Origin of the sequence: Spongiactinospora sp. TRM90649 (genome assembly GCF_029382225.1) — a bacterium.
GTDB lineage: Bacteria > Actinomycetota > Actinomycetes > Streptosporangiales > Streptosporangiaceae > Spongiactinospora.
Window position 1 is genome coordinate 22,502 of the sequence record NZ_JARLTC010000027.1, and the last position, 24,763, is coordinate 47,264.

The following is a 24,763-nucleotide window of genomic DNA, read 5'->3' on the forward strand; positions in this document are numbered from 1 at the left end:
CCATGTGACCGCGTCCAGCGGGCGGACTTGGGGCCGCCTCGGAACCGGCGCGACTTCATGAGCTCCTTCTTCGTCGTGCTCCTGGGCTGACCGGCCCCACGGCGGCACATATCGGTACCGACAGCGGTTGAACCCACAAATCGGTCATACTCATGACACCGTGCAAGCCGCACGCGATCAACGACGAATCAGCGCGTATTCCGACAGGCTGCGCCTGTCTATCCTTTCCAAGCCTGTCAACCCACTGGACCATGAAACCGTGGATCTTCGTCAGCTTGAGTACGTCATCGCGGTCGCCGAGGAGCTGCATTTCGGCCGCGCGGCGGTGCGGATGCACGTCGCCCAGCAGTCGGTCAGTGAGCAGATCCGCAGGCTGGAACGCGAGATCGGCGCCCCGCTGTTCATCCGCACCAGCCGGCGGGTGACCCTGACCGCGGTGGGCGAGGCGTTCCTGCCCGAGGCACGGCGGACGGTCGCCGCCGCCCGTCACGCGCTGGACACCGGCCGCCGCGCCGCCACCGGCCCCGCCGGCGAACTCCGCCTCGGCTACGCCGAAGACCTCGGCCCCCGCCTGTTCCAGCTCGCCGTCCCCGAACTAAGGAGCCGGTTCCCCGACATCCGGCCGCTCCCCTGCCCGATGACCACCGCCGACCAGGTCACCGCCCTCTGCGACGGCCGCCTGGACATCGGCTTCTGCTGGAACGCCGAGACCGGCCCCGACCTGGACTCGCTGCTGGTCACCCGCGAATCCCTCGTCGTCGCACTCGCGGCCGGACACCCCCTGGCCGCCGAGACCGCCATCGACCCGGCGCGGCTGTCGGAGCTGCCGCTCATCGTGGTCGAGCGAGACATCAACCCCTGGCTGCACGACCACGTCGTCGGCCAACTGCGGACCCGCGGCGCCACCGTGCGGATCCACCGGGAGATCTCCAGCCTCGACCGGCTCCTGCCGCTGGTCCTCGCCGACGCCGCGATCGGGATCACGATCGGCGGAGCCGCCCTGGCCCGGATCCTGGCCGGTATCGTGTACCGGCCCTTCACCGAGCCGAGCCCGCACGCCGACCACCGCATCCTCTGGCGCCGCGACACCGCCGACCCCGCCGTACTGGCCTTCGTCGAGATCGTCCGCCAACTCCGCGACGCCGGAGCCTTCCGCCCCGGCCTCCCAGGCCTCCTGGGCTTCCCCGGCCTCCACGGTGAACCGCCAAAGTCCCCCGCACACCACCGCCGCACGTTCGGACGGTGAACCACCTGTGGAGGGTGCTGACCCGTGAGCCTGCCGAGGCTGCCGGCCCGCTGCCAGGCGGAGTCGCCGCCTCGCCGGAGGCCGGGGGCATCGGCCCGGAGGGGCGGTGGGGGTGGGTAACGGCGGAAAGGCCACGGCACGGACGGCGAGCCCGGGGAGGGCCTTCGTAGCCGGTGCCGTAACGGCGGGAGGCGACCACACCCGGTGAGCGCCGGGCACGAGGACGTCACCGGGTACGGGCGTCGGCTGAAGGGGGCTTGCCGTACAGCGGCGAAGCCCACGTTGGGCTCAGGCAGCCGTCGCCATCAGCCAGCCCAGAGGACTCGTAACACGACGACGCGACGCTCCTCTTCCATGATCAGATAGAAGACGAGCCCCTCGGCCTGCTGACCGAACGCATGGGTGCGTATCTGACCGTCCTGCTTGGAGCGATACAGCGCGTTCCCCGCCCACGGTTGCAGTTCCAGGAGGCGGATGAGTTCGCGGAAGTGAGGCAACGCCTCCTTCGGCAGAGCCGCTATCGCTAGGGCGGCCTCGTCGTCGTCCTCAACCTGATACACGCCCTAACATCTACAGGCCGCGCTGGTCCAGCGTCTCCCATATCGGCCTGGTGGACACAGCCTCACCACGAAGCAACCGTTCTGCGGTGTCCAACATGTCCCGATGTCCCTCCGGATCGGCGGAAGACCATGCGACGCGCCACCAGCGTTCGATGAAGGCCACGAGAGGGGTCAGGTCAAGAGTCTCCATCGCCTCGGTCATCACGGCGCGATACTCGCGGTCAAAGTTTCCGGCGTCCTCAGGCAACAGGGCGGCACGGATCGCACGCGGGTTCTTCTCCGGGGTAGCGAGGAACGGCGCCCGTGCGGGCGGCTGATGGTCGTGCGGCTGCAGGGTCACCACGGGCCTCCTGAGATTGTCACGAGCCACCACTGCCAGAGTCGGCCCCATGCCCGAGAGCACCGGCGTCTCGCGTAGGTCGTTGCCCATCCGATCATCCCCACGGCACAGGAGAGCACTCACCACCAGACTAGCGACTCTGCCAGCGCCGCGCTGTTCACCCCGCGATGCGCGCTCCCTGTCAATGATGGCCTTCCGAAACGGAACGGCCACTGGCCGCCGTCTCCCCGGCGTACGCGCGCCTCTAGCCCGTCCGGCAGCCTTCGTTAACGTCCGGTGGACGGGTCTGGCTGGAGAGACGGTCCACGTTTCCAGTCTGCTGCCAGGCGGAGTCGCCGCCTCGGCGGAGGTATTACGCCGAGCGGCGGCGGGCGACGGCACGGACGGCGAGCCCGGGGAGGGGCCTTCGTAGCCGGTGCCGTAACGGCGGGAGGCGGCCACGCCCGGTGAGCGCCGGGCACGAGGACGTCACCGGGTACGGGCGTCGGCTGGAGGGGGGCTTGCCGTACAGGAAAGGGCCCCGCACAGGCTCCGCTCCCCAGGACGGCCCCGCGCTGTCAGTGGCGGGCCTCGATTGGGTGGTGGTCGACGGCTCGGGCGCCGTCCACCAGGTGCAGACCGCTCCACATGTTGGTGGTGCCGCAGGCGTGGTTGGGGATGACGCGGAGCAGGTCGCCCACGCGCAGGCCGTCCGTGCCCGGACCGGTCAGGAAGCCGTGTTCCTCGTGGCCGGTCGTGAACTCCACCCCGTCCAGCGGCTTGCCCTCTAGGTCGCAGACCACGCCGAGGACGCCCGCCGTCGCGATGGCGTCGGAGCTCATCGCCTTGATGCCCGCGTCCACGATCACCGTCCCCGCGCGCTGCGTGCTCACGACCCGGGTCAGCACGGTCTGCGCGCACTGGTCGAACCCGGCGCTGCCCAAACGGACCTGGTTGGCGTCGTAATAGACATACGTGCCCGGCCGGGCCTCGGTGACGCCGGGCGCGAAAGGCGCCGAGTTGGCCCCCGGGGTGGAGCCGACCGAGACCAGTGGGCAGGCGTGGCCGTCGGCGCGCAGCGCGTCGGCGACCTGGACCAACGTGCGGCCCGCGAGCGCGCCCGCGGCCTCCAGTCCCGCACGGTCGGGGCCGTAGGCGGCGAGGTGGCCTTCGTGGGTGATGACGCCCCGCAGACTGAGCGCGGGCAGCGCGGCCAATGCCCCGGCGACCTCGACGGCACGCCCCGGATCGACGCCCGCCCGGTGCAGCCCCGTGTCCACCTCCAGCACGTACGGCACCGCGACCCCGGCCGCCTCCGCCGTCCGCGCGAGCGGTTCCGCCGACTCCACCGAGTCCAGCGCCACGGTCAGCCCGCCCCGTCCGAGCGCCCCGACGGCGAAGGCGACCTTGGCGGGCCCGACCGGCTGGTGCGCCCACAGCACGTCCTCGACGCCCGCGTCCTGGAGCAGCGCGACCTCGGCCGGGGTGGCGCAGGTGAACCCGGCAGCGCCGTGCGCGAGCTGGCGGCGCGCGACCGCGACGCACTTGGAAGTCTTGAAGTGCGGGCGCAGCGCGACCCCGGCCGCCCGGTAGGCGGCGGCCATCGCGGCCAGGTTGGCCTCCATGCGCTCCCGGTCGACGAGCAGCGCGGGCGTCGGCAGGTCCGCGAGGGCGGTGGTCACGCCAGGCCCATCTGCGGCCGGGGGTCGCCGTCCAGCAGCCATTCGACGGTCTCCTTCCGGATCTCCGGGAACCCGGACGGCCGCTGCCCGACCATGTCGCGCAGCCCGGCGACGGCCTCCTCCGGCGTCCACAGCGGGTAGTCGGACCCGAAGACCAACCGGTCGACCACGTCCCATTCCTGGGCGCGGGCCAGCGCCAGGTATCCGTCCATCGGCCGCGCCCAGGACGCCGACACGTCCGCGTAGACGCGGCGGTTCTTGCGCAGCGTGACGATCGTCTCGCGCTGCCACGGATGCCCCAGGTGCGCGATGATCTGCACCAGCCCGGGGTGGCGGCGCGCCACGTCGTCCACGACCAGGGGGTTGCTGACCGACAGGTCACCGGCGGGGCTCGGCGTCGCGCCCATGTGCCACAGCACGACCAGGCCCGCGTCGGCGGCGGCCCGGTAGAACGCGTCGTGGACGGCGTCGCGCGGGTCGAACAGCGCCAGCACCGGATACAGCTTGATCCCGCGCAGCCCGCGCGCCACGCCGTCGGCGAGCTGGTCGAGCACGTCGGGGTCGGTCGGGTCGAGCGCCATGAACCCGATCGTCTCGGTCTCGGTCTCCGCGCAGAACCGCTCGGTGTGGTCGTTGGGGGTGAGGACCCCGGCGGCCGTCGCGCGGATGCCGAACACGCACGCGGCGGTGACCCCCTTCATCGCGCGGTCGTAGTCGGCGGGCCCGAACTCGTGGGCGCCGCGCCCGTAGACGGGCGCCCAGTGGTCGTCCCACTCGTGGCCCCAGTGTTCGGGCCGCTGGCAGTGGGTGTGAAAGTCGATCAAGGATTCTCCTGGACTTGTGGTGCTCCGGAGCGCAGCGAGGAGTGCAGGTATTCCAGCGCGGCGACGACGTCGGCGTCGGAGGCCAGGGCGGACGCCGCCGCGCGCAGCCGGTCGAGGTAGCGGGTCCGCTGTTCGTCGTCGAACTCGGCGGACGGCCCGGACACGCTGACGGCGGCCACGCAGACGCCGTCCACCTCGACCGGTACGGCGACGCACCGTAATCCGACGCTGCCCTCGTTGTCGTCGAGCGCGTAGCCGCGCTGGGCGACGGCCCGCAGGTCGGCGGTCAGGGCGTCGAGCGTGGTGTGGGTGTGCTCGGTGCGGGGCTGGAACGGTTCGGACGGCAGGTGCGGTGTGATGTCGGCCGGTTCGAGGCGGGCGAGCAGCATCTTGCCGAGCCCGGTGCAGTAGGTGTCGTCGCGGGTGCCCGCCGTGGTGTGGAAGCGGATCGGCCGGTCGGGTTCGCGGACGCACACGTGCAGCACCTGCCGCCCGTCCAGCACGCCGAGGTTGGCGGTCTGCCCGGTGTCGGCGGCGACCCCGGCGAGGTGGTCGCCGGCGATCTGCGACAGGTCCAGCCCGGACAGGTAGGCGGTGGACAGGGTCAGGGTCTTGTGGCCGAGCCGGTAGGCGGGGCGCTCGTCGGCGCGCACCACGTAACCCATCTCCTCCAGGACGCCGAGGAGCCGCACCAGGGTGCTCTTGGGCAGGCCGGTGCTCTGGTGGAAGTCGGTGAGCGTGAGCGTGGCGCGCTTGGTGGCGAGCCGTTCCAGCAGGAAGAGGCCGCGGGCCAGGGCGTTGGTGTGGTAGTCGGCCGAGGCCGGGCGGTCGTCGTCCACGTCGGTGCGGCGGGCCGTGGTTCGTGTCATGATGCCTCGTCTCCGATCAGGGGATGCGCAGGATCTCGCCGGGACGCGCGCCGCCGTGCGCGCCGTCCTCGACCACTCGGCGACCGCCGACGATGACCGCGCGGATCCCGTCCGGATACTGCTGGGGTGCTGTGAACGTAGCCCGATCGGCGATCCGTTCGGGGTCGAACACCGCGATATCGGCGATGCTCCCGGCCCGCAGGACGCCCCGGCCGGCGAGCCCGGCGCGTTCGGCCGGGGCCGAGGTGCATTTGCGGACCGCCTCGGCGAGGGTGAGCCCGCCGGGGCGGCGGACGTATTCGGCGAACAGCCGGGGGTAGCAGCCGTAGGAGCGGGGGTGGGGGGCGCCGCGGCCGGTGGGGCCGTCCGGGTCGAGCGCCTGGCCGTCCGAGCCGATCACCGAGGCGGGGTGGGTGAGCGCGTCCAGCAGGTCGCGTTCGCTGCGGCCACCGGCCACCATCAGGACGGCGTTGCCGTGCGCGGCGAGCAGGTCGAGCGCGGCCCGCGCCGGGTCGCCCTCGCTGAGGGCGGCGACGGTTCGCCCTGTGCCCAGGTCGTCGGGTGTGCGGCTGATCGTGATGTCGTCCCAGGTGAGCGGCATGTCAGCCCATTCGGCGACGACGCGGGCGCGGACGCCCGGCTCGGCCAGCCGTTCCCGCGTCGGGCCGTCGCCGCCTTCCTGGGCCCAGGCGGGGAGCAGTTGCGAGAGCGGCGCGTTCCCGGCCAGGTAGGGGTAGACGTCGAAGGCCACGTCGGCCCCGGCGGCGCGGGCGTCGTCGATCAGTTCGAGCGCGCGGGCGACCGATCCGTGGTTGCGCCTGCCGACCGCGACCAGGTGGGAGATCTGAGTCCGGCAGCCGGTGTCCGCCGCGACGCGCAGCGCCTGGCTGACGGAGCCGAGCAGCCCGTCGGCGTAGTCGCGGACGTGCCAGGCGAACATCCGCCCGTGGGCGGCGGCGGTGGCGCCGAGCGCGGCCAGTTCGTCCTCGTGCGCGTAGCAGGCGGGGGCGTAGACCAGGCCGGTGGAGACCCCGGCGGCGCCCGCCGCCAGCGCGTCGCCGAGCAGGCCGCGCATCCGGTCGAGTTCGGCGGCGCTCGCGGGGCGGTCGCCGAACCCGACGGCCGCCGCGCGCAGCGGGATGTGCGCGACGAGCGCGGCGACGTTCACCGACGGCCGGGCGGCGTCGAACGCGGCCAGGTAGCCGGGCACGTCGGTCCAGTCCCAGCGGACGGCGGGGTCCAGGTCCAGGTACGCGGCGGCGGCCCGCAGCGCCCCGGAGTCGGCGGCCACGGGTGTGACGCCGAGGCCGCAGTTGCCGACCACGACGGTGGTGACGCCCTGCCGCACCGCGCTCTGGGCGAGCGGTCCCGACAGCAGGGTGAGGTCGGAGTGGGTGTGCACGTCCACGAATCCGGGCGTCACGACGTGCCCGGAGGCGTCGATGGTCCGTGCGGCGGGACGGCCCGTCAGGTCGCCGATCGCCTGGACGCGCCCGTCCGCCACGGCCACGTCGGCGGGGCGGGGCGGGGCACCGGTGCCGTCCACGACCGCCCCGCCGGTGATGAGCAGGTCGGTCATGGCGTGGCCGACGTTTCGCCGGGCCGTTCGGGGTCGCGCAGCCGGAAGCGCGCCTGCACCTCGACGGGGCTGCCGGTGGGCAGCGCGGCCACGCCGAGGGCGGCGCGGACGTGCCGTCCCACCTCCTCGCCGAGCACCTCGACGAACAGGTCGGTCGCGGCGTCGGCCACCAGGTGCTGGTCCGTGAAGCCGGGCACGGAGGCCACCCACACGGTGACCGACTCGACGCGTTCGACCGCGCCGAGGCCGCCCTCGCCGGCCAGGCCGTCGCGGACGGCGGTGAGGACGTTGCGGGCGCACTGCCGCGCGCACGATCGGGCCGTGTCGAGCGTGACGTCCTCGCCGACCCGTCCCTCGGCGAGCAGCTTGCCGTCCCGGACGGCGACCTGGCCGGAGGTGACCAGCGTCGTCCCGGACCGCCGGACGGGGACGACCTGGGCCCGCGCACCGGCGGGACCGGGCTCGGCGGGGGCGGCGGCCAGGCGGGCGTCGGCGTCGTGCATGGTGTCTCCTCGATTCGAAATGGAAGGGGTCAGGCTCGCGCGAGGACGTCGGTGACCTCGGCGAAGTGGCAGGCGACCGGATGGGCGATCCCGTCGCGCGGCGTCAGCGGCGGCGTCTCCGTCGCGCAGACGTCCCGGGCCTTCCAGCAGCGGGTCCGGAACCGGCACCCGGACGGCGGGTCGATCGGGCTCGGCACGTCCCCGGTCAGCGTTATCCGCTCGCGCCGCTGAGCCGCCCCGGGCTCCGGGCGAGGGACGGCCGACAGCAGCGCCTGCGTGTAAGGGTGGGCGGGGGCACGGAAGATCTCCTGACGGGTGCCGGTCTCCACGATCGTCCCGAGGTACATCACCGCGATCTCGTGGGACACGTGCCGGACCACCGACAGGTCGTGCGAGATGAACAGGTAGGCCACGCCCAGCTCGCGCTGCAGTTCGCGCAGCGTGTTGACCACCTGCGCCTGGATCGAGACGTCCAGCGCGCTGACCGGCTCGTCCAGCACGAGCACCCTGGGACCGAGGGCCAGCGCGCGGGCGATGCCGATGCGCTGCCGCTGCCCGCCGGAGAACTCGTGGGCGTAGCGGCGGGCGTGGGCGGGCGCGAGCCGGACCATGTCGAGCAGTTCGGCGACCCGCGCCGGGCCGCCGTCGTCGTAGCGGCCCTGCACGCGCAGCGGCTCGGCGATGATGTCGTGCACGGTCATCCGAGGCGACAGCGACGCGTACGGGTCCTGGAACACCAGTTGCAGGTCACGGCGGAGCGCGCGCAGTTCGGCGCCCCTGGCGTGGGTCACGTCGCGCCCGGCCACGACGATCCGCCCGGCGGTGGGTTCCAGCAGCCGCACCACCATCCGGCCGGTGGTGGTCTTGCCGCAGCCGGACTCGCCGACGAGGCTGAGCGTGCGGCCCGCGCGCAGGCTGAAGTCGACGCCGTCCACCGCGTGCACGCTGCCGGTCCTGCGGCGCAGCAGCCCCGAGCGCACCGGATAGTGCTTGGCCAGCCCGGTGACGCGGATGACCTCGGCGGCCTCCTCATGATCACTCATCGCGCTCCCCCTCGGCCAGCTCGTGGTGGAAGTGACAGGCGCTGGCGCGCCCCGGCCCCGCCTGGGCGAGTTCGGGCCGTTCGGTCCGGCAGCGGTCCCTGGCCAGCGCGCAGCGCGGGGCGAACGCGCAGCCCGCCACCGTCTCGCCCGGCACGGGCGGCGCGCCGGGGATCGGCGTCAGCTCGTCGGCCTCGTCGTCCAGCCGGGGCAGGCTGGCCAGCAGCCCCCGCGTGTAGGGGTGTCGGGGGGCGCCGAAGATGTCGGCGACGGTGCCGTGCTCGACCACCCGGCCCGCGTACATGACCACGACCCGGTCGGCCAGTTCGGCGACCACGCCCAGGTCGTGGGTGATCAGCACGGTCGCCGCGCCGGTCTCCCGCCTGGTCAGCCGCAGCAGGTCGAGGACCTGGGCCTGGACGGTGACGTCCAGCGCGGTGGTCGGCTCGTCGGCGATGAGCAGGTCGGGGTCGTTGGCGATGGCCATCGCGATCATCGCCCGCTGCCGCATCCCGCCGGAGAACTCGTGCGGGTACTGCCGCAGCCGCCGCTCCGCGCCCGGCACGCCGACCAGGGTCAGCAGTTCGGCGGCGCGCTCGCGGGCGGCGGCCCGGGACATGCCCTGCCGGTGCAGCCGCAGCGCCTCGGTCAACTGGGCGCCGATGGACAGCACCGGGTTGAGCGCGGTCATCGGGTCCTGGAAGATCATGGCGATCCGGCCGCCGCGCAGCCGCCGCAGCTCGCGCGGCGGGATGGCGCGCAGGTCGATGCCGTCGAACACGATCCGGCCCGACGTGATCCGGCCAGGCGGTTTGATCAGCCCGAGCGCGGACATCGCGGTGACGCTCTTGCCCGATCCGGACTCGCCGACCACGCCGAGGGTCTCGCCCGGCGCGACGGTGTATCCGGCGCCGTCCACGGCGCGGACCACGCCGTCGTCGGTGGTGAAGTCGACGACCAGGTCCTCGATCTCCAGCAACGGCCGCGGTTCAGCGGTGGTGGTCATCGGTCGCCTCCCCGTCCGGCCGGGTTGACGGCGTCGCGCAGGCCGTCCCCGACGAAGTTGACGGCCAGCACCGTCACCACGATCGCGATGCCCGGCGGGATCCACAGCCACGGCATCGTCTGGATGAGCGTCAGGTTCTGCGCGTCGTTCAGCATGTTCCCCCAGCTCGCCTGGGGCGGGCGGACGCCCAGCCCGAGGAACGACGCGGTGGTCTCCAGCATGATCGCCTGCGCGACGGCCAGCGTCCCGGTCACCGTGACCGGCGGCAGCGCCGCCGGGACGATGTGCTTGCGGATCAGCCACCACGGGGTGGCCCCGGCCGCCTCGGACGCCTGGATGTACTCGCGGTCGCGCAGCGACAGCGTCACGCCGCGCACCACCCGGCCCGCGACCGGCCACTGGGTCAGGCCGATCGCGGTGATCAGCACGGTCATGCTGGGGCCGACGATCCCGGCCAGCACCAGGATCACCACCACGGTCGGGAACGACATCACGATGTCGGCCGCCCGCATGATCACGTTGTCCGCCCAGCCGCCGAACAGGCCGGACACCGCGCCGAGCAGGGTGCCGACGGTGATCGCGGCGAGCGCGGCGATCAGCCCGACCAGCAGCGACACCCGCCCCGCGTAGAGGGTGCGGGCGAACACGTCGCGGCCGGAGGTGTCGGTGCCGAACCAGTGCTCCCAGGAGGGGCCCTGGCGGACCGCGTCCAGATCGACGGCGTTCGGCGGATGCCGCGCGATCAGCGGCGCCAGCAGCGTCACCAGCACCACCACGCCGAGCACCACCGCCCCGGCGACGGCCATCCGGTTGCGGCCGAACCTGCGCAGCGCGCGGACCCGGGGCGACGCGGACGGGGCCCGCTTGCCGGGTACCTGCCCGGCCGTGGTCGTGGTCGCGGTCACCGTAGGCTCACTCTCGGGTCGACGGCGGCGTAGAGGATGTCCGCGATCAGGTTGCAGACCAGCACCAGCACCGCCACGTACAGCGCGAACCCGACGATCACCGGGTAGTCGTGCTGGCCGATCGAGCTGACCGCGAGCTGTCCCATGCCGGGCCAGGCGAAGACCTGCTCGATCACCACAGCGCCGGCCAGCATCTGCGGGATCTGGTACATCACCACCGTGATCAGCGGGATCAGCGAGTTGCGCAGCGCGTGCCGCAGCACCACCCGCGCCGGGGACGCCCCCTTGGCCTCCGCCGTCCGCACGTAGTCGGCGCCGAGTTCGTCCACCAGGCCGCCGCGCACGTACCGGGTGAACGGCCCCGCCGTGACGAACGCCAGGATCAACCCCGGCAGCACCAGGTGCTGTAGCTGGTCCAGGGGCCCGCCGTCGCCCGGCGTGGTCATCCCCGCGGACGGCAGCAGGCCGAGCTGCAGCGAGAACACGAAGATCCCGATGATGCCCAGGAAGAACGGCGGCACCGACACCGCGGCCAGCCCGAGCACGGTCGCGCCGTAGTCGACGGCGGTGTTGCGCCGTACGGCGGCGGCCACGCCGAGCGCCACCGCCACCAGCAGGGCCACCGCCAGCGCCGCGCCCATGAGCTGCAGCGTCGGCCCGACCCGCTCGCCGAGCACCTCCCCGACGGGCCGGTGCCCGACGTAGGAGTACCCGAGGTCGCCGCGCAGCGCGCCCGCCAGCCAGTGGCCGTACTGCGCCACCACCGGCTGGTCCAGGCCCAGCTCACGCCGTTTGGCCTCGATGAACGCCGCGCCGCCGCCGCGCATCTGCTCGGGGTCGACCATCATCCGCACCGGGTCGCCCGGAGCGAGCCGCACCAGCACGAAGATCCCGATGCTGATCACCATGAACACCAGCACGTTCACCAGCACGCGCCGGATGATGTAGGCCGCCATGCCTCACCTCCTCTCGGTCCCGCCCCGCCCGGCCGGGGGCGCGCGAGGCGTCCCCGGCCGGCACGGCCCGGCTCAGCTCGCGGAGCCGAGCTTCCAGTTCGCGAAGTCCCAGAACCCGATCTCGTTCGTCGGCACGCCGGACGGCTCGAAGCCCGACAGGCGGGTCCGGTACGCCCAGATCGTGTCTGGGTTGTACAGCCACAGGTAGGGCACCTGGGCGTTCTCCAGCTTGGCCGCCTGCTGGAACAGGCTCTTGCGCTCGGCCTGGTCGCCGACCGTGTCGGCCTTGGCCATCAGCTCGTCGAACGACTTGTCGCAGAAGTGGCTGATGTTGCCGCCCACCGGGTATCCCTGGTCACAGGCGTCGATGACCGACACGGTGGACGGTTCGGTGGCGTAGTTGCCGCCGCCGAACAGCGCCAGGTCGAAGGTCCGCTTCTCGTACGACTGCAGCAGTTCGTCCACCTGCACCTGCTTCAGCTCGACGTTCACCCCGACCGCCTGGAGCTGGCTCTGGATGACGGTCGCGGCGGTGTCGCGGTCGCGCTGGCCGGGCACCCACGACAGCGAGACCGGCTTGGCGGAGTCCCAGCCCGCCTCGGCGAGCAGGCTCTTGGCCTTCGCCGGGTCGTAGGCGTAGGCCGCGTCGGCCGGGGCCAGGTCGCCGTAGAAGCTGGAGTCGATGACGGTGCCCGCGCCGCCGATCACCTTGTCCACCAGGCCCTTGCGGTCGATCGCGGTCAGCAGCGCCTGCCGGACCCGCGCGTCCTTGAACCGCTTCTGGGTCTGGTCCACCGCGAGCCGGGTGAACCCGGGGCTCTTGGCGGTGACGACCTTGACGTCCTTGAGCCGCTGGACGCTCGGCAGGTCGGTCGCCGAGATCATCGCGAGGTCCATCTCACCGGTGCCGAGCTGCGCGGTGGCCACGTCGGAGGTGACCGGCTTGAGGAACACCTTCTTGATCGAGACGGGCTGCCGGTAGGCGGGGTTGGCGGCCAGCTCGACGTACTGGTCGGTCTTGTACTGGACGAAGGTGAACGCGCCGGAGGCGACGGTCGGCTTGGTGAAGAAGGCGTTGTCGCCCAGGCCCTCCGCCGGCTGCCCGCCGAGCACGTGCTGGGGCAGGATCGGGAAGTTGCCGATCAGCCCGACCAGCCCGGCCGAGGGGCTGGAGGTGGTGATCTTCACGGTGGTGTCGTCCGGCGCGGTGACGCCCTTCAGGGTGTCGGCCTTGCCGTCCGCGAGTTCCTTGGCGCCGACGATGGCGGCGAACTTGCCGGACTGCGCGCTGCCGGTCGCCGGGTCGGCCAGCGCGTTGTAGGTGAAGACCACGTCCTTGGCGGTGAGCGGCTGCCCGTCGCTCCACTTCAGGCCGGGCCGCAGGGTGAAGGTGAACGTCTTGGCGTCCTCCGACACCTCCGGCGGCCCGGCGGCCAGCTTCGGGCTCAGCGCGTAGTTGGCGTCCGCGCCGAAGAGCGGGTCGAAGATGAACGACATGACCAGCAGGTCGGGCCCGTTGTTGGGCGCGAGCGGGCTGAAGGTCTTCGGCTTCTGGTAGAGGTACATGTTGAGCACGCTCGTGTCCGCCGTCGCTCCGCCCGACGCCTGCCGCGTGGGGTCGGAACTGCACGCGACGAGCGCGCTGAGCGCCAGCACGCCGCTCACCGCGGCCGCCGCACCGCGCCTGCCGGCGGTCGCGACGAACCGCCGAGCCGATCGATCCGCGACAGGCCGCCGGGTCGAACGAATGATCATAACTGCCTCTTTCCGGCGTAGACCGGGCAGTGCCCGGCCGGCGTCCGCTCAGCGGACACGGTTGACCAGGCTGCCGAGCCCGGTCACGCGGACCGTCATCTCGTCACCTGCGGACAGGAACTCCCCCGCGGCCAGACCGACCCCGGCGGGCGTACCGGTGTAGAGCACGTCGCCGGGCTCCAGCGTCATGAGCCGGGACGCGAACGCCACCAGCTCGGCGATATTGAAGATCATTTGGCCGGTGTCGCCGCGCTGCCGGACCTGCCCGTTGACCGAAAGGGTCACTTCGAGCTTCTGCGGGTCGGGCACCTCGTCGGCGGTGACCAGGTAGGGGCCCATCGCGGCGAACCCGTCCGGCCACTTGCCGTTCAGCCAGTCGAAGAACGCGACCGCCGGATCGTCGGTGTCGCGCTCGTGTCCGTAGTCCATCCTCCTGGCCGATACGTCGTTTCCGATCGTGTACGCGCCCACGTGGTCCAGCGCTCTCTCCAGCGGGATGTCCTTCCCGCCGCGCCCGATCACCGCGACCAGCTCCGCCTCCCAGTCCACGCTGGGGCTGACCGACGGCAGCGCGATCTCCTCGCCGGGCCCGCTGACGGCGGTGGACGGCTTGAGGAACAGGCGCGGCGAGATCCGCGACTTGTCGATCGGGTCGCCGCCGGTCTCGGTCACGTGCTCCTGGTAGTTGGCGGCGACCGCGAGCACCTTGCCCGGCCGCGGCAGCGGCGCCAGTAGCGTCACCTCGTCCAGCGCGTGCGTGCCCACCGGGGACGGCAGCGCGCCGAGCGCGCCGATCACCGCGCCCAGGTCGCCCGCGCCGAGATCGGTGACGCGGCCGTCGCCGACGATCTCGCCGTGGCGGACCCCGCCGTCGCCGGGCAGGCGATAGGTGGCGAGTTTCATGGATCAGACCTCCGAGGGCTGCGGCGACACGGGTGTGCCGAGGGTGATTGAGCGGGCCGCGGCGTCGGTGACGCGCAGCGCGGCGAGCGCGTCGCCGGGCCCGATCTCGGGCGGGCGGCCGGTGACGATCGCGGTGTGCAGCGCGGTGAGCATCCGGTCGACCGTGCCGGGGCCTCGCCAGGCGCTGTGAGTACCCGACGCGGTCCGTAGCGTCGCACCGGGCCTGGTGGCGTCGATGTCCATGACGCCGCCGGACCCGCTCACCCGGTAGCGGTGCAGCGCCATGCCGGGCGCGGCGGCCGTGCCCGGCAACCGGCTGACGGTGATCGTGCTGGTCATGCCGTGCTCGTGGTCGAGCAGCAGGACGGTGGTGCGCCTCGGGTCACGGCTCGGCAGGGCGTGCACCCGCCGGACGGCCTGGCCGGTCAGGGCCAGCACCACGTCCACCGGGTAGAGGCCGAAGTTGACCAGCTCGCCGTCCGGGCAGGGGTCGCCGCCGTCCACGACGAAGTCGGCCTGGACGTTCCACGGCAGGCCCACCCGTCCCGAGGCCAGCGCACCCCGGGCGGCCTGGACCGCCACGCCGAACCGGTGGTGGTGGGCGGGCAGGCAGACCAGGCCGGTCTCCCTGGCGGTGTCGGCGACCCGCTCGGCGTCGGCCAGGGTCAGCGTCATCGGCTTGTCGGCCAGCACGTGGCAGCCCGCGCGCAGCGCCTCGACGATCCGGTCGGCGCGCTCCCCGGGCGGCGCGCACAGGCTGACCACCTGGGCGCCGGTCTCCGCGATCGCGGCGGTGAGGTCCTTGGTCTTCGGCCCGCCGGCGGTCGGCTCGACGACGGTGAAGCCGGGGTGGTCGTGGAGCGCGGGCACGTACATGTCGCGCTGGTGGTTCTGGGTGCCGAACCCGGCCTGCCCCCAGGGCAGCGTCCGCAGCGGCGCGTTCACGCGGCCTCCTTCAGCACCTCGGCGACCGGCACCGGCCGTCCCTCGGCGATCGACCTTTCGGCGGCTACGCCCATCGCGACGGCCAGCAGGCCGTCCTCGGCCGTCACCGCGGGCGGGCCCCCGGTGACGGCGTCGGCCCAGGCCGCGATCTGCGTGGCGAACCCGTCGGTGCCGCCGGGCGGCAGCAGCGCGGTGCCGGACTCGTCGGTGACGCTCCCGGCCTCGGCGTCCCAGGGCAGCGTGAGGATCCCGCCGCTGCCGCTGACCAGCACGTCACGCCGGGCGTAGGAGGTGGGACGGTGACCGCGGCTCATCTCGCACACCGCGACCGCGCCGCCCGCGAAGGCGACCGTCATCTCCAGGTAGTCGTAGACCCGCAGCTCCGCCGCCGTCTGGCGGCGGCCCCGCGCGTAGACGGTCTCGGGGATGTCGCCGGTCCACCAGGTGACCAGGTCGAGCAGGTGGACGCCGTTGTGCAGGGAGTGACCGCCGGAGCGGGCGGGGTCGAGCATCCAGCCGCGCCAGTCGGGCCAGATCCAGCCGCCCAGGAGGGACAGCCGGACCAGGTCCACCGCGCCGAGCTCGCCCGCGCGGATCACGTCCCGCACGGTCAGCGCGTAGTCGTAGTACCGGTGGCTGTGCGCGGGCATCAGCACCCGGCCCGCCCGGGCGAACGCCTCGGCGGCGCGCCGCGCCCCCGCCACGTCGGTCGCGAGCGGCTTCTCGATCAGCAGATGGGCGCCGGCCTCGGCCACCTGGACGGCGAGGTCGGCGTGGGTGTCGTTCGGCGTGCACACGACGCAGGCGCCGGCGCCGGTCTCCGCCAGCGCGGCGCCCAGGTCGGTGAACCAGGGCACCCCGCCGTTGGCTCGGGACGCGGCGGCGGCCCGGCCTGGGTCGATGTCGACGACGCCCAACAGCTCCAGCCGGGGCTCGGCGTGGATCGCCGCGGCATGCTGCGCGGCGATGAAGCCGGTCCCGACGACCAGCACCCCGACGGACGCGGAATGGGATTCCATGTCGAGGGATCCTGATCCCAAGGTGATTCGAATGTCAAGAGGCAATCGCGTTCTTCTTTTGCTCGTGCCTGCTCAGAGCGGGACCGGTCAGCACTGGATATTGACATGGAATGGATTTCCATGAACCATCCCTGCGAAACACAGATGCAACAGGACGCCAATTGACTGGGGGCTACCATGATCACCGCCGATTCGGCCGAGCAGACCTCCGCGGGCGCGCACCTGCTCGCCGCCGCGCGGAACGTGATCCCGGGGGGCGTCAACTCCGCCACGCGCCTGGTCGGCCCGCCGTACGCGATCACGGCCACGGCCGGGGCGTACGTCACCGACGCCGACGGCAAGCGCTACCTCGACTACCATGCGGCGTTCGGCGCGATCCTGCTCGGTCACGCCGCCCCCGAGGTGGACGACGCCGTGCGCGCCGCCATCGGCGGCCTCGACCTGGTCGGCTGGGGCGTCACCGAACCCGAGATCGAACTGGCCCGGCTGGTCGCCGAGACGATCCCGTCCGCCGAGCAGATGATCTCCGCCATGTCCGGCAGCGAGGCCACCGCACAGGCGATCCGGCTCTCCCGCGCGGTCACCGGCCGCCCGCTGATCGTCAAGTTCCAGGGCGGCTTCCATGGCTGGCACGACGCCGTCGCCCGCAACGTGATCTCCGCCCCCGACCGCGCCTACGGCAGCGACCCGCTCTCGCGCGGCATCCTGCCCGAGGCCCTCGACGCCACGCTGATCGCCGAGTTCAACGACCTGGACTCGATCCGCGCCCTCTACGAGGCGCACCCCGACCGGATCGCCGCCGTCATCATGGAGCCGATCCCGCACAACGTCGGCGCGCTGGTCCCCACCCAGGAGTTCGTCGAAGGACTGCGGGCCCTCACCACCGAGCAGGGCTCACTGCTGATCTTCGACGAGGTCATCACCGGCTTCCGGCACGCGCTCGGCGGCTACCAGCAGGTCTGCGGTGTCATGCCCGACCTGACCACGTTCGGCAAGTCGATGGGCAACGGCTACCCGATCGCCGGCCTGGCCGGTCCCCGGCGCCTGATGGAGCACTTCAGCTCGGCGGGCGGCGACGTCCTGCTGGCCGGGACCTTCAACGGCAACCCCGTCTCGTCGGCCGCCGCCATCGCCACCATCCGCTACCTGCGCGACCACCCCGACTTCTACCGGCGCACCCACGCCCTCGGCGACCGCCTCCGCGCGGGCCTCACCGCCATCTGCGCCGAACTCGGCATCGAGGCGACCGCCGCCGGATTCGGCGGCGTCTTCGCCCTGTACTTCACCGCGTCCCCGATCCGGGGCTACCGCGACCTGATGCGCAACAACGACGCCGCCTACGTCGCCTTCCACCGCCGGATGACCGACCGCGGCTTCCTGATGCTGCCGCTCTCCCTCAAGCGCAACCACATCTCCGCCGCCCACTCCGAGGACGACATCGACCGCACCCTGGAGGCGGCCCGCGACGCCCTCCGCTCGATCCGCGACGACGGGCTGCTCTCCCCCGCGCCCTGAAAGCGCTGATGTGCGACACGACGTGGAACACCATCACATGCGTTGACATGGAATGGTGTTTCATGTCGAATCGCGGCAACGGGTCGCACTTCCGACGACGACCTCATATCTGTCATTCCCGCAGTGGCCTGCGGTGTTTCCGCATGCCGTCGAACCGGCGGCGGAAGCCGCCGGCTCGAAACCGGCACCTCTGACGACCTCCCTTCACCTGGCAGCACCAACTCTGGAGTCGTTATGCACACCCTGCTCCTAGCCGCCGCCCTCGTACTCGGCATCGCCCCTCCCGCCGCCGGTGACGACCCGTTCACCGCCGACGTCACCGTCGCCACCGCCGCGCCGGGCAAGAAACTGCAGTTCCCCGATGCCACCCGCCTGGCGGACGGCCGGCTGCTCGCCGTCTATCGCGAGGGCGCGTCGCACAGCGGCCAGGACGGACGCATCCTGCAAGTCTCCTCCTCCGACGCGGGCCGCACGTGGAGCACGCCACGCGAGATCGTGCAGACCCCCGTCGACGACCGCGACCCGAAGATCATGGTCACCCGGTCGGGGACGGTCCTGCTCAGCTACTTCGCCATCGACTGGAAGCCGACCGCCCCGCACACGCTGCTCGGCACGTTCGTCATGCGCTCCGCCGACGGCGGCGGCACCTGGTCGGCACCGGTCAAGGTCGGCACCGCCATGGACGGCGGCACCGGCCCCGTCGACCAGAGTTACCGGCTCGGCTGGGCCGCCAACCACGGGCCGATCGTCGAACTGTCCGGCGGCGACCTGCTCATCCCGCTCTACGGCACCCTGCCCGACAACAAGTGGCAGCGCGCCACCGTCGTGCGCAGCACCGACGGCGGGCGCACCTGGCCCGCGAGCAGCGAGCGCACCATCGCGTCGGGCAGCGTGTTCCACTTCCAGGAGCCCAACCTCAGCGTGCTGCGCGGCGGACAGCTCGTCTCGCTCATCCGCACCACCGCGCCGACCGCCTACCTGTCGCGCTCCTTCGACGGTGGCCGGACCTGGAGCCAGGCCGAGGCCACCGACCTGCCCGCCTCCTCCCACCACCAGCTCACCCTGCGAAACGGGGACATCCTGCTGACCTACGGCGACCTGTCGCACCGCTTCTCCAGCAACCGCGAGACCGTGGGACGGCTCATCCGGCACCCGGAAAGGTCCTGGAACGGCCAGCGCGACCTGCTGCTCTACGACTCGGGCACCGGTGACCAGGCCAACCCGACCAGCGTCGAGGTCTCGCCGGGCCGCTTCCTGACCCTGTCGTTCGACACCAACACCGCCAGCGTGGTCGGCGTCTTCAGTCGCCAGAACGAATGGCTGCGCGACGGCGCGGAGCCGGTCGACCTGCTGGCGCTGCACAAGGCGGGCAAGCTGACGGTCGACACCGACATGAACTGGACCAGCGCCACGTACCCGCTGGTCGGCCCGCTCGGCGCGATCGACGGCAACCTCGGCTACTGGGCCTCGGCCGTCAACGGCCGCTCCTACACCGTCAACTTCACCGATCCGACGAAGGTCCGCGCCCTGGGCGTCTCGCTCAAGCCCGGCTACAAGGAGAGCGCGGTCGTCCAGGTGACCTCCGACGGCACCAACTGGCGCGAGCTCCACCGCTTCGACGGCGCCCGCACCGACCTCCCCGAGATCATCAAGGTCACCGGCGAACCCGTCACCGCCATCCGCGTCCAGCTCACCGACACCTTCGGCGCCTGGGGCCAAGTCACCGAACTCTCCGTCTACAACTAGAACCCCGCTTCACGCCAAACCCCCGCCCTCCGGGCGGGGGCCGCGCCATCGCGCGTCCAATGGGCCTCGCTGTCGCTCGGACGTTTCCTAATTTCGGGCTTGGCCCGACGCTGTCGCCGTCCGTAGACGTATTGCGTCCACGGACGCCACTCGAGACCTTGGAAGAAGTTCCAATCGACCACACGCTGGCGGACTTCACCACCTCCGATTGGGGCAGGCGCTACCCGCAGGCGGGCCGGGTGTTCGAGGCGGCCTGGGACCGCTTCACGCCGTTCTTCGCCTTCACGCCCGCAGTGCGGCGGCTGCTCTACACCACCAACGGCATCGAGTCGCTGAACTATCAGTTGCGCAAGGTCACCAAGGCCCGGGGGCACTTCCCCGGCGATGACGCGGTGGTCAAGCTCCTGTGGCTGGCGATCATCAACATCGAGGACAAACGCGCCCGCGAACGCGCCGCCTGCAAGGACAAGACCGGCAAGACCAAGTCCTCGCCCGGCAGCGCGCGTCTGATCGAGGGACAGCGCACCATCGGCTGGCGTGAGGCGCTCATCGAACTCGATATCGCCTATCCAGGACGGATCAGTTAAATCGGCTCTCTGGCTACCGGAAGCGGTCTTTACACACTTGAAGTGACAACCTCGGTTGGGGCCGCGCTGCCGCGCGCCTAATGGGCCTCGCCCGACGGAGAGGCGCAGGAGCGTGCGGCATGGCAACCGTGGCCGGCGCACGAAGCGACGCGGCCCCAACCCAACGGGGAGGTGAGGGGACGCGCGGCAGCGCGGCCGTGTCCGGACCGGTGGTGAGGTGGGACGCGGTCATGTCCTGGGCGGGGGCGGCGGCGAGGTGTGACGGCATGGTCCTGGCTGAAGCACGCCGGGTCGTGACGGATGGTTGGACCGGGAGGAGGATTGGCATGTGGCGGGAGGATTGGTGTGAAGGTAGTGAAGGGCGCGGGGCTCACAGGTCGGGTAGAAGGCAAGTTACCGAACAGACATGCAGATCTTTCCTGAGACGTCACTGGAAATGATGGGTTGAACTCCATGGCTCGGGCAGGGTTATGGTCATGCGGGACAACACGGAACTCGACCGGCTGGCAGGTGGCGCGCATCACGATCCGCACTCGATCCTCGGGGCCCATCCCGGCCCGGACGGGCTGACGTTCAGGGCGTTGCGGCCCTTGGCCGAGCGGGTCGAAGTGGTGCTGGAAGGTGGCGAGCGCCACGTCATGTCGCACACGGCGCACGGCGTGTTCGAGGTCACCGTGCCCGGGCTGGACAAGGTCCCTGTTTACCGGCTGGCGGTGAAGTACGAAGGCGCGGAGTCCTACGAGGCGGGCGATCCCTTCCGGCACTGGCCGACGCTGGGTGAGGTGGATCTGCACCTGATCGGGGAGGGACGGCACGAGCGCCTGTGGGAGGTGCTCGGCGCGCGGGTGACACGCCATGACGACGAGGACGGCACCGCCTTCTCGGTGTGGGCGCCGAACGCGCGCGGCGTGCGCGTCGTCGGCGACATGAACCACTGGGACGGCTCGGGCCACCCGATGCGCTCGCTCGGGCGGTCGGGCGTGTGGGAGCTGTTCATCCCCGATGTGGCCGAGGGCGAGCGGTACAAGTTCGCGATCCTCGGCGCCGACGGCGTGTGGCGGACGAAGGCCGATCCGATGGCCCGCCGTACCGAGATCCCACCCCAGACCGCGTCCGTGGTGGAGAGCACGTCCTACGCCTGGCGCGACGACCGCTGGATGCGCGTGCGCCCGGAGCGCCGCCCGCTGGCGGAGCCGATGAGCATCTATGAGGTGCACCTGGGTTCGTGGCGGCCGGGGTTGTCGTACCGCGACCTGGCCGAGCAGCTCGTCGAGTACGTGCGCGACATGGCGTTCACCCACGTGGAGTTCCTGCCGGTGGCGGAGCATCCGTTCGGCCCGTCGTGGGGTTACCAGGTGACGTCCTATTACGCGCCGACGGCTCGCTTCGGCACTCCCGACGACTTCCGTTACCTGGTGGACGAGCTGCACCGCGCGGGTATCGGCGTGCTGCTCGACTGGGTGCCGGCGCACTTCCCGATGGACGACTGGGCGCTGGCCCGGTTCGACGGCACCCCGTTGTACGAGCACGCCGACCCCTTCCGGGGCGAGCACCCCGACTGGGGTACCTACGTGTTCGACTACGGCCGCAACGAGGTGCGCAACTTCCTGGTGGCCAACGCGTTGTACTGGCTGCGGGAGTTCCACATCGACGGCCTGCGGGTGGACGCCGTCGCCTCGATGCTCTACCTGGACTACTCGCGCCGCGAGGGCGAGTGGACCCCGAACATCCACGGCGGCCGGGAGAACCTCGACGCGGTCGAGTTCCTGAAGGAGATGAACTCGGTCTGCTACCGGGAGGCCCCGGGGATCGTGACCATCGCGGAGGAGTCCACGGCCTGGCCGGGAGTGTCGCGCCCGGCGTATCTGGGCGGGCTGGGCTTCGGGTTCAAGTGGAACATGGGGTGGATGCACGACACCCTCGCCTATCTGCGGCATGAGCCGGTGTTCCGGCAGTATCACCACCATCAGATGACGTTCTCGCTGATGTACGCCTACTCCGAGCATTTCGTGCTGCCGCTGTCGCACGACGAGGTGGTCCACGGGAAGGGGTCGCTGCTGGGCAAGATGCCCGGCGACGAGTGGCAGCGGTTCGCGAACCTGCGGGCGCTGCTGGCGTTCATGTGGGCGCATCCGGGCAAGCAACTGCTGTTCATGGGCGGCGAGTTCGGCCAGGGCTCGGAGTGGTCGGAGGAGCGCGGCCTGGACTGGTGGGTGCTCGACTTCGACCTGCACAAGGGCGCGCAGCGGCTGGTCCGCGACCTCAACCGGGTGTACGGCAGCACTCCGGCGCTGTGGGAGCAGGACACCTCGCCCGAGGCGTTCCGCTGGATCGACGCCGACGACGCGGTGGGCAACACGTTCTCGTTCCTGCGCTACGCGACGGACGGCTCGGCGCTGGCCTGTGTGGTGAACTTCTCGGGCGCGCCGCACGAGGAGTACCGGCTGGGCCTCCCCTACGGCGCGCAGTGGGACGAGGTGCTCAACACCGACGCCTACGAGTACGCGGGCAGCGGGGTCGGCAACCTGGGGGCGGTGGAGGCGCACGCCATCCCGCACCACGGCCTGCCGTACTCGGCCCGCCTGCGTGTTCCGCCGCTCGGCGCGGTCTGGTTGCGCCACCCGGCCCCCAGGCGGGCGGTGGAGTGATCGCCTGCACTACGATTTGATCGCTCGGCCCCTCGTCAGCGACACGCGGCGGGGGGTCGAGCCATTTCCGGGCATGCCTCCAAAGCAGCATTCGCACCTTTCACCCTTCTAACAGGGGGAAGATCCCGTCTAGACTCGCGACAGGCCAGTGTGAGATCACCTCCTTGCCCCCCGGAGGAAGTGTGCGGTTCCGGCGCGTCGTCGTTTCCTCGTTGTTGCTCGCGCTCCTTCCGGCCACCCCGGCCACGGCCGCCGATCCACCGGCGCCGCCCGCACCGCCCGCGCCAACGGCGACGGCCGAGGCGAAGCTGGAGCAGGGGCTGAGCGTCGAGGCCGCCACGAAGCCCGTGCGGGTGATCGTGGAACTGCGCGAACCGGCCGCCGGGGAGCCCGTGGCACTCGCCGCCGAGCAGGCCGACGCGAACGTGCTGCTGCACCCCCCGCCGAGCGCCCGGCCGTTCATCGTCGTAGAGGGCGACGGCGAGGCGCTGAAGAACCTCGCGGGCGACCCGAGGGTGCTGTCGGTCCACCGGGACCGCGCCTACCCGCCCGCGCTGGCCGAGAGCGTCAAGGTGATCGGGGCCGACCGCGCGCACGCCGAGGGCGTGAGGGGCGCCGGGCAGACGGTGGCCGTGCTCGACACCGGCGTGGACCGGAACCACGCGGTGTTCGCCGGGCGGATCGTCGCCGAGGCGTGCTTCTCCTCGGTCTCCGAGGAGGACCTGCCGCTGGAGCCGCTGTGCCCGAACGGGCAGAGCACCCAGATCGGGCAGGGCGCGGCCGACGCGAACACCCCCAAGTGCCTGGACGGCGGTGCCAACCTGTGCGACCACGGGACGCACGTGGCGGGGATCGCGGTCGGCGGGGCCGCGGACGGAGGGCCGGGTCCGGGCGTCGCGCCCGAGGCGAACCTGATCGCCGTGCAGATCTTCAGCCGGGTCAACGACTCGCAGTACTGCGGCGAGCCGACCTGCCTGCTGACCTTCGACTCCAGCCTGCGGCTGGCCCTGGACCACATCGCCGGGCTGACCGCCACGCACAAGATCGCGGCGGTGAACCTGAGCGTCGGCGGCGGGCTGTCCGATGTCGCCTGCGACGGCACCGCGGAGGGCATGGGGCTCAAGCCGTCGATCGACGCGCTGCTGGCCAAGGGCGTGCCGACGGTCGCGGCGGCGGGCAACGAGTCCTTCGACGGGGCCGGGTTCCCGGGGTGTATCTCCTCGGCGGTCACCGTCGGCGCGACGGACGACACCGACGGCCTCGCCCCGTTCACCAACCGGGGGCCGCTGCTCGACCTCTTCGCGCCGGGCGTCGATGTGAACTCGGCCGTCCCCGGCGGCCACACCTCCTACAGCGGCACCTCGATGGCCGCCCCGCACGTGGCGGGCTCGCTGGCGCTGCTGCGCCAGAGGTTCCCCGACGCCACGGGCGCGGACCTGGTCGAACGGCTGCGGTCGTCCGGCAGGGGCGTGGTCTACGGGGAGGTCACGACGCCCCGGATCGACGTCCACGGCGCGCTGACCGGGGCCGCTCCCTCGCCGCCGACGACCCCGGAGGTCCCCGAGCCGGGCCCGACGAACACGACTCCGGAGCCCGAGCCCCAGCCGGAACCCACGGACGAGCCCGCCCCGGACCCGACGCCCGTCCCGCTGCCGACCGTGGACGTCACGATCACCGTGACGGTGACCGTCACCCCGCCCTCGGCCCCCAGGCCGACCACGGCTCCGGCCCCCGCCGTCTGCACCCGGGGCAAGGGCCGGACGCCGCTGACCGCCGCAGGTTGGGCCGCGGAGACCCGCAAGGGCACCCGCAAGATCACCGACGCCGCCCTCACCTGCTACCTGAGCCTGGCCGGGAAGGCCAGCAAGGTCTTCCCGGAGGTCAGGAAGATCTCCACACCCGCCTCCGCCGGAAAGGTGCTGCGGTCGAAGGCCAAGAGCGGCCGGGCCGCCCTGGACCGCGAGCTGCTGGCCGCGTGGCTGAACTGGGCGCACGGCGCGCGCAACACCACCGCGAAGGTGACCGGATCCGCCACGCTGCGGGCGATGCTGACCACCGCCGAGCGCGATCGCCTCACCCGGGGCGCAGACTCCACGCGACTCAAGCGTGACATGTCGTTGCTGAGGAAACATGTGAACAAGTAGGAACCGGCCCTG

Annotated in this window: 20 protein-coding genes and 1 pseudogene; 6 read left to right on the top strand and 15 right to left on the bottom strand. The window is 72.0% G+C overall.

Features of this window, described 5'->3' with window-relative positions; genetic code table 11:
* Positions 1-259 precede the first annotated feature (259 nt).
* Positions 260-1,246 (top strand): LysR substrate-binding domain-containing protein, encoded by a 987-nt coding sequence (locus P3X83_RS27610; protein WP_277308156.1) that lies wholly within the window; start codon positions 260-262, stop codon positions 1,244-1,246.
* A 305-nt stretch (positions 1,247-1,551) separates the two neighbouring features.
* Here P3X83_RS27610 and P3X83_RS27615 read toward each other — a convergent pair whose 3' ends face one another.
* The 15 genes from P3X83_RS27615 to P3X83_RS27685 all read right to left on the bottom strand — a co-directional run bounded on the left by P3X83_RS27615 (position 1,552) and on the right by P3X83_RS27685 (position 16,111).
* Complete coding sequence (locus P3X83_RS27615; RefSeq protein ID WP_277308157.1) at positions 1,552-1,806, bottom strand: hypothetical protein; 255 nt, start codon at positions 1,804-1,806, stop codon at positions 1,552-1,554.
* Positions 1,807-1,816: 10 nt separating this feature from the next.
* Positions 1,817-2,236, bottom strand: a complete 420-nt coding sequence (locus P3X83_RS27620) for a DUF6247 family protein (protein ID WP_277308158.1) — start codon at positions 2,234-2,236, stop codon at positions 1,817-1,819.
* A 467-nt stretch (positions 2,237-2,703) separates the two neighbouring features.
* On the bottom strand, positions 2,704-3,807 hold the full coding sequence (locus P3X83_RS27625) for an alanine racemase (RefSeq protein WP_277308159.1): 1,104 nt from the start codon (positions 3,805-3,807) through the stop codon (positions 2,704-2,706).
* Complete coding sequence (locus P3X83_RS27630; RefSeq protein ID WP_277308160.1) at positions 3,804-4,631, bottom strand: amidohydrolase family protein; 828 nt, start codon at positions 4,629-4,631, stop codon at positions 3,804-3,806. The genes P3X83_RS27625 and P3X83_RS27630 overlap by 4 nt, the downstream gene beginning before the upstream one ends.
* Positions 4,628-5,500: an IclR family transcriptional regulator gene (locus tag P3X83_RS27635; protein WP_277308161.1), complete on the bottom strand. Its 873-nt coding sequence runs from the start codon at positions 5,498-5,500 to the stop codon at positions 4,628-4,630. Before P3X83_RS27635 ends, P3X83_RS27630 begins: the two co-directional genes overlap by 4 nt.
* Before the next feature lie 16 nt (positions 5,501-5,516).
* Positions 5,517-7,079 (bottom strand): D-aminoacylase, encoded by a 1,563-nt coding sequence (locus P3X83_RS27640; protein WP_277308162.1) that lies wholly within the window; start codon positions 7,077-7,079, stop codon positions 5,517-5,519.
* Entirely contained in the window at positions 7,076-7,582 is a 507-nt protein-coding gene (locus P3X83_RS27645; protein ID WP_277308163.1) for a RidA family protein, read from the bottom strand. The genes P3X83_RS27640 and P3X83_RS27645 overlap by 4 nt, the downstream gene beginning before the upstream one ends.
* 29 nt (positions 7,583-7,611) lie before the next feature.
* On the bottom strand, positions 7,612-8,625 hold the full coding sequence (locus P3X83_RS27650) for a dipeptide ABC transporter ATP-binding protein (protein ID WP_277308164.1): 1,014 nt from the start codon (positions 8,623-8,625) through the stop codon (positions 7,612-7,614).
* On the bottom strand, positions 8,618-9,628 hold the full coding sequence (locus P3X83_RS27655; RefSeq protein WP_277308165.1) for an ABC transporter ATP-binding protein: 1,011 nt from the start codon (positions 9,626-9,628) through the stop codon (positions 8,618-8,620). Before P3X83_RS27655 ends, P3X83_RS27650 begins: the two co-directional genes overlap by 8 nt.
* Positions 9,625-10,533: an oligopeptide ABC transporter permease gene (opp4C, locus tag P3X83_RS27660; RefSeq protein ID WP_277308166.1), complete on the bottom strand. Its 909-nt coding sequence runs from the start codon at positions 10,531-10,533 to the stop codon at positions 9,625-9,627. Before opp4C ends, P3X83_RS27655 begins: the two co-directional genes overlap by 4 nt.
* Complete coding sequence (locus P3X83_RS27665; RefSeq protein WP_277308167.1) at positions 10,530-11,489, bottom strand: ABC transporter permease; 960 nt, start codon at positions 11,487-11,489, stop codon at positions 10,530-10,532. Before P3X83_RS27665 ends, opp4C begins: the two co-directional genes overlap by 4 nt.
* 72 nt (positions 11,490-11,561) lie before the next feature.
* Positions 11,562-13,244, bottom strand: a complete 1,683-nt coding sequence (locus P3X83_RS27670; RefSeq protein ID WP_277308168.1) for an ABC transporter substrate-binding protein — start codon at positions 13,242-13,244, stop codon at positions 11,562-11,564.
* Between the two features lie 48 nt (positions 13,245-13,292).
* Positions 13,293-14,147 carry a fumarylacetoacetate hydrolase family protein gene (locus tag P3X83_RS27675; RefSeq protein WP_277308169.1) on the bottom strand — a complete coding sequence of 285 codons (855 nt, stop codon included), beginning with the start codon at positions 14,145-14,147 and terminating at the stop codon, positions 13,293-13,295.
* 3 nt (positions 14,148-14,150) lie between these two features.
* Positions 14,151-15,092, bottom strand: coding sequence for a Gfo/Idh/MocA family oxidoreductase (locus tag P3X83_RS27680; protein ID WP_277308170.1), 942 nt, complete (start codon positions 15,090-15,092; stop codon positions 14,151-14,153).
* Entirely contained in the window at positions 15,089-16,111 is a 1,023-nt protein-coding gene (locus P3X83_RS27685) for a Gfo/Idh/MocA family oxidoreductase (protein ID WP_277308171.1), read from the bottom strand. The genes P3X83_RS27680 and P3X83_RS27685 overlap by 4 nt, the downstream gene beginning before the upstream one ends.
* Positions 16,112-16,288: 177 nt before the next feature.
* Between P3X83_RS27685 and P3X83_RS27690 the strand changes: the two genes are divergently transcribed.
* The 5 genes and pseudogenes from P3X83_RS27690 (at position 16,289) to P3X83_RS27710 (ending at position 24,751) form a co-directional block, all read left to right on the top strand.
* On the top strand, positions 16,289-17,626 hold the full coding sequence (locus tag P3X83_RS27690; RefSeq protein ID WP_277308172.1) for an aspartate aminotransferase family protein: 1,338 nt from the start codon (positions 16,289-16,291) through the stop codon (positions 17,624-17,626).
* A 234-nt stretch (positions 17,627-17,860) separates the two neighbouring features.
* Positions 17,861-19,372: an exo-alpha-sialidase gene (locus P3X83_RS27695; protein ID WP_277308173.1), complete on the top strand. Its 1,512-nt coding sequence runs from the start codon at positions 17,861-17,863 to the stop codon at positions 19,370-19,372.
* A 209-nt stretch (positions 19,373-19,581) separates the two neighbouring features.
* Positions 19,582-19,959, top strand: a pseudogene (locus P3X83_RS27700) (transposase); the annotation flags it as partial.
* A 476-nt stretch (positions 19,960-20,435) separates the two neighbouring features.
* Complete coding sequence (gene glgB / locus P3X83_RS27705; RefSeq protein WP_277308174.1) at positions 20,436-22,607, top strand: 1,4-alpha-glucan branching protein GlgB; 2,172 nt, start codon at positions 20,436-20,438, stop codon at positions 22,605-22,607.
* 182 nt (positions 22,608-22,789) lie between these two features.
* Positions 22,790-24,751: a S8 family serine peptidase gene (locus tag P3X83_RS27710; RefSeq protein ID WP_277308175.1), complete on the top strand. Its 1,962-nt coding sequence runs from the start codon at positions 22,790-22,792 to the stop codon at positions 24,749-24,751.
* Positions 24,752-24,763 lie beyond the last annotated feature (12 nt).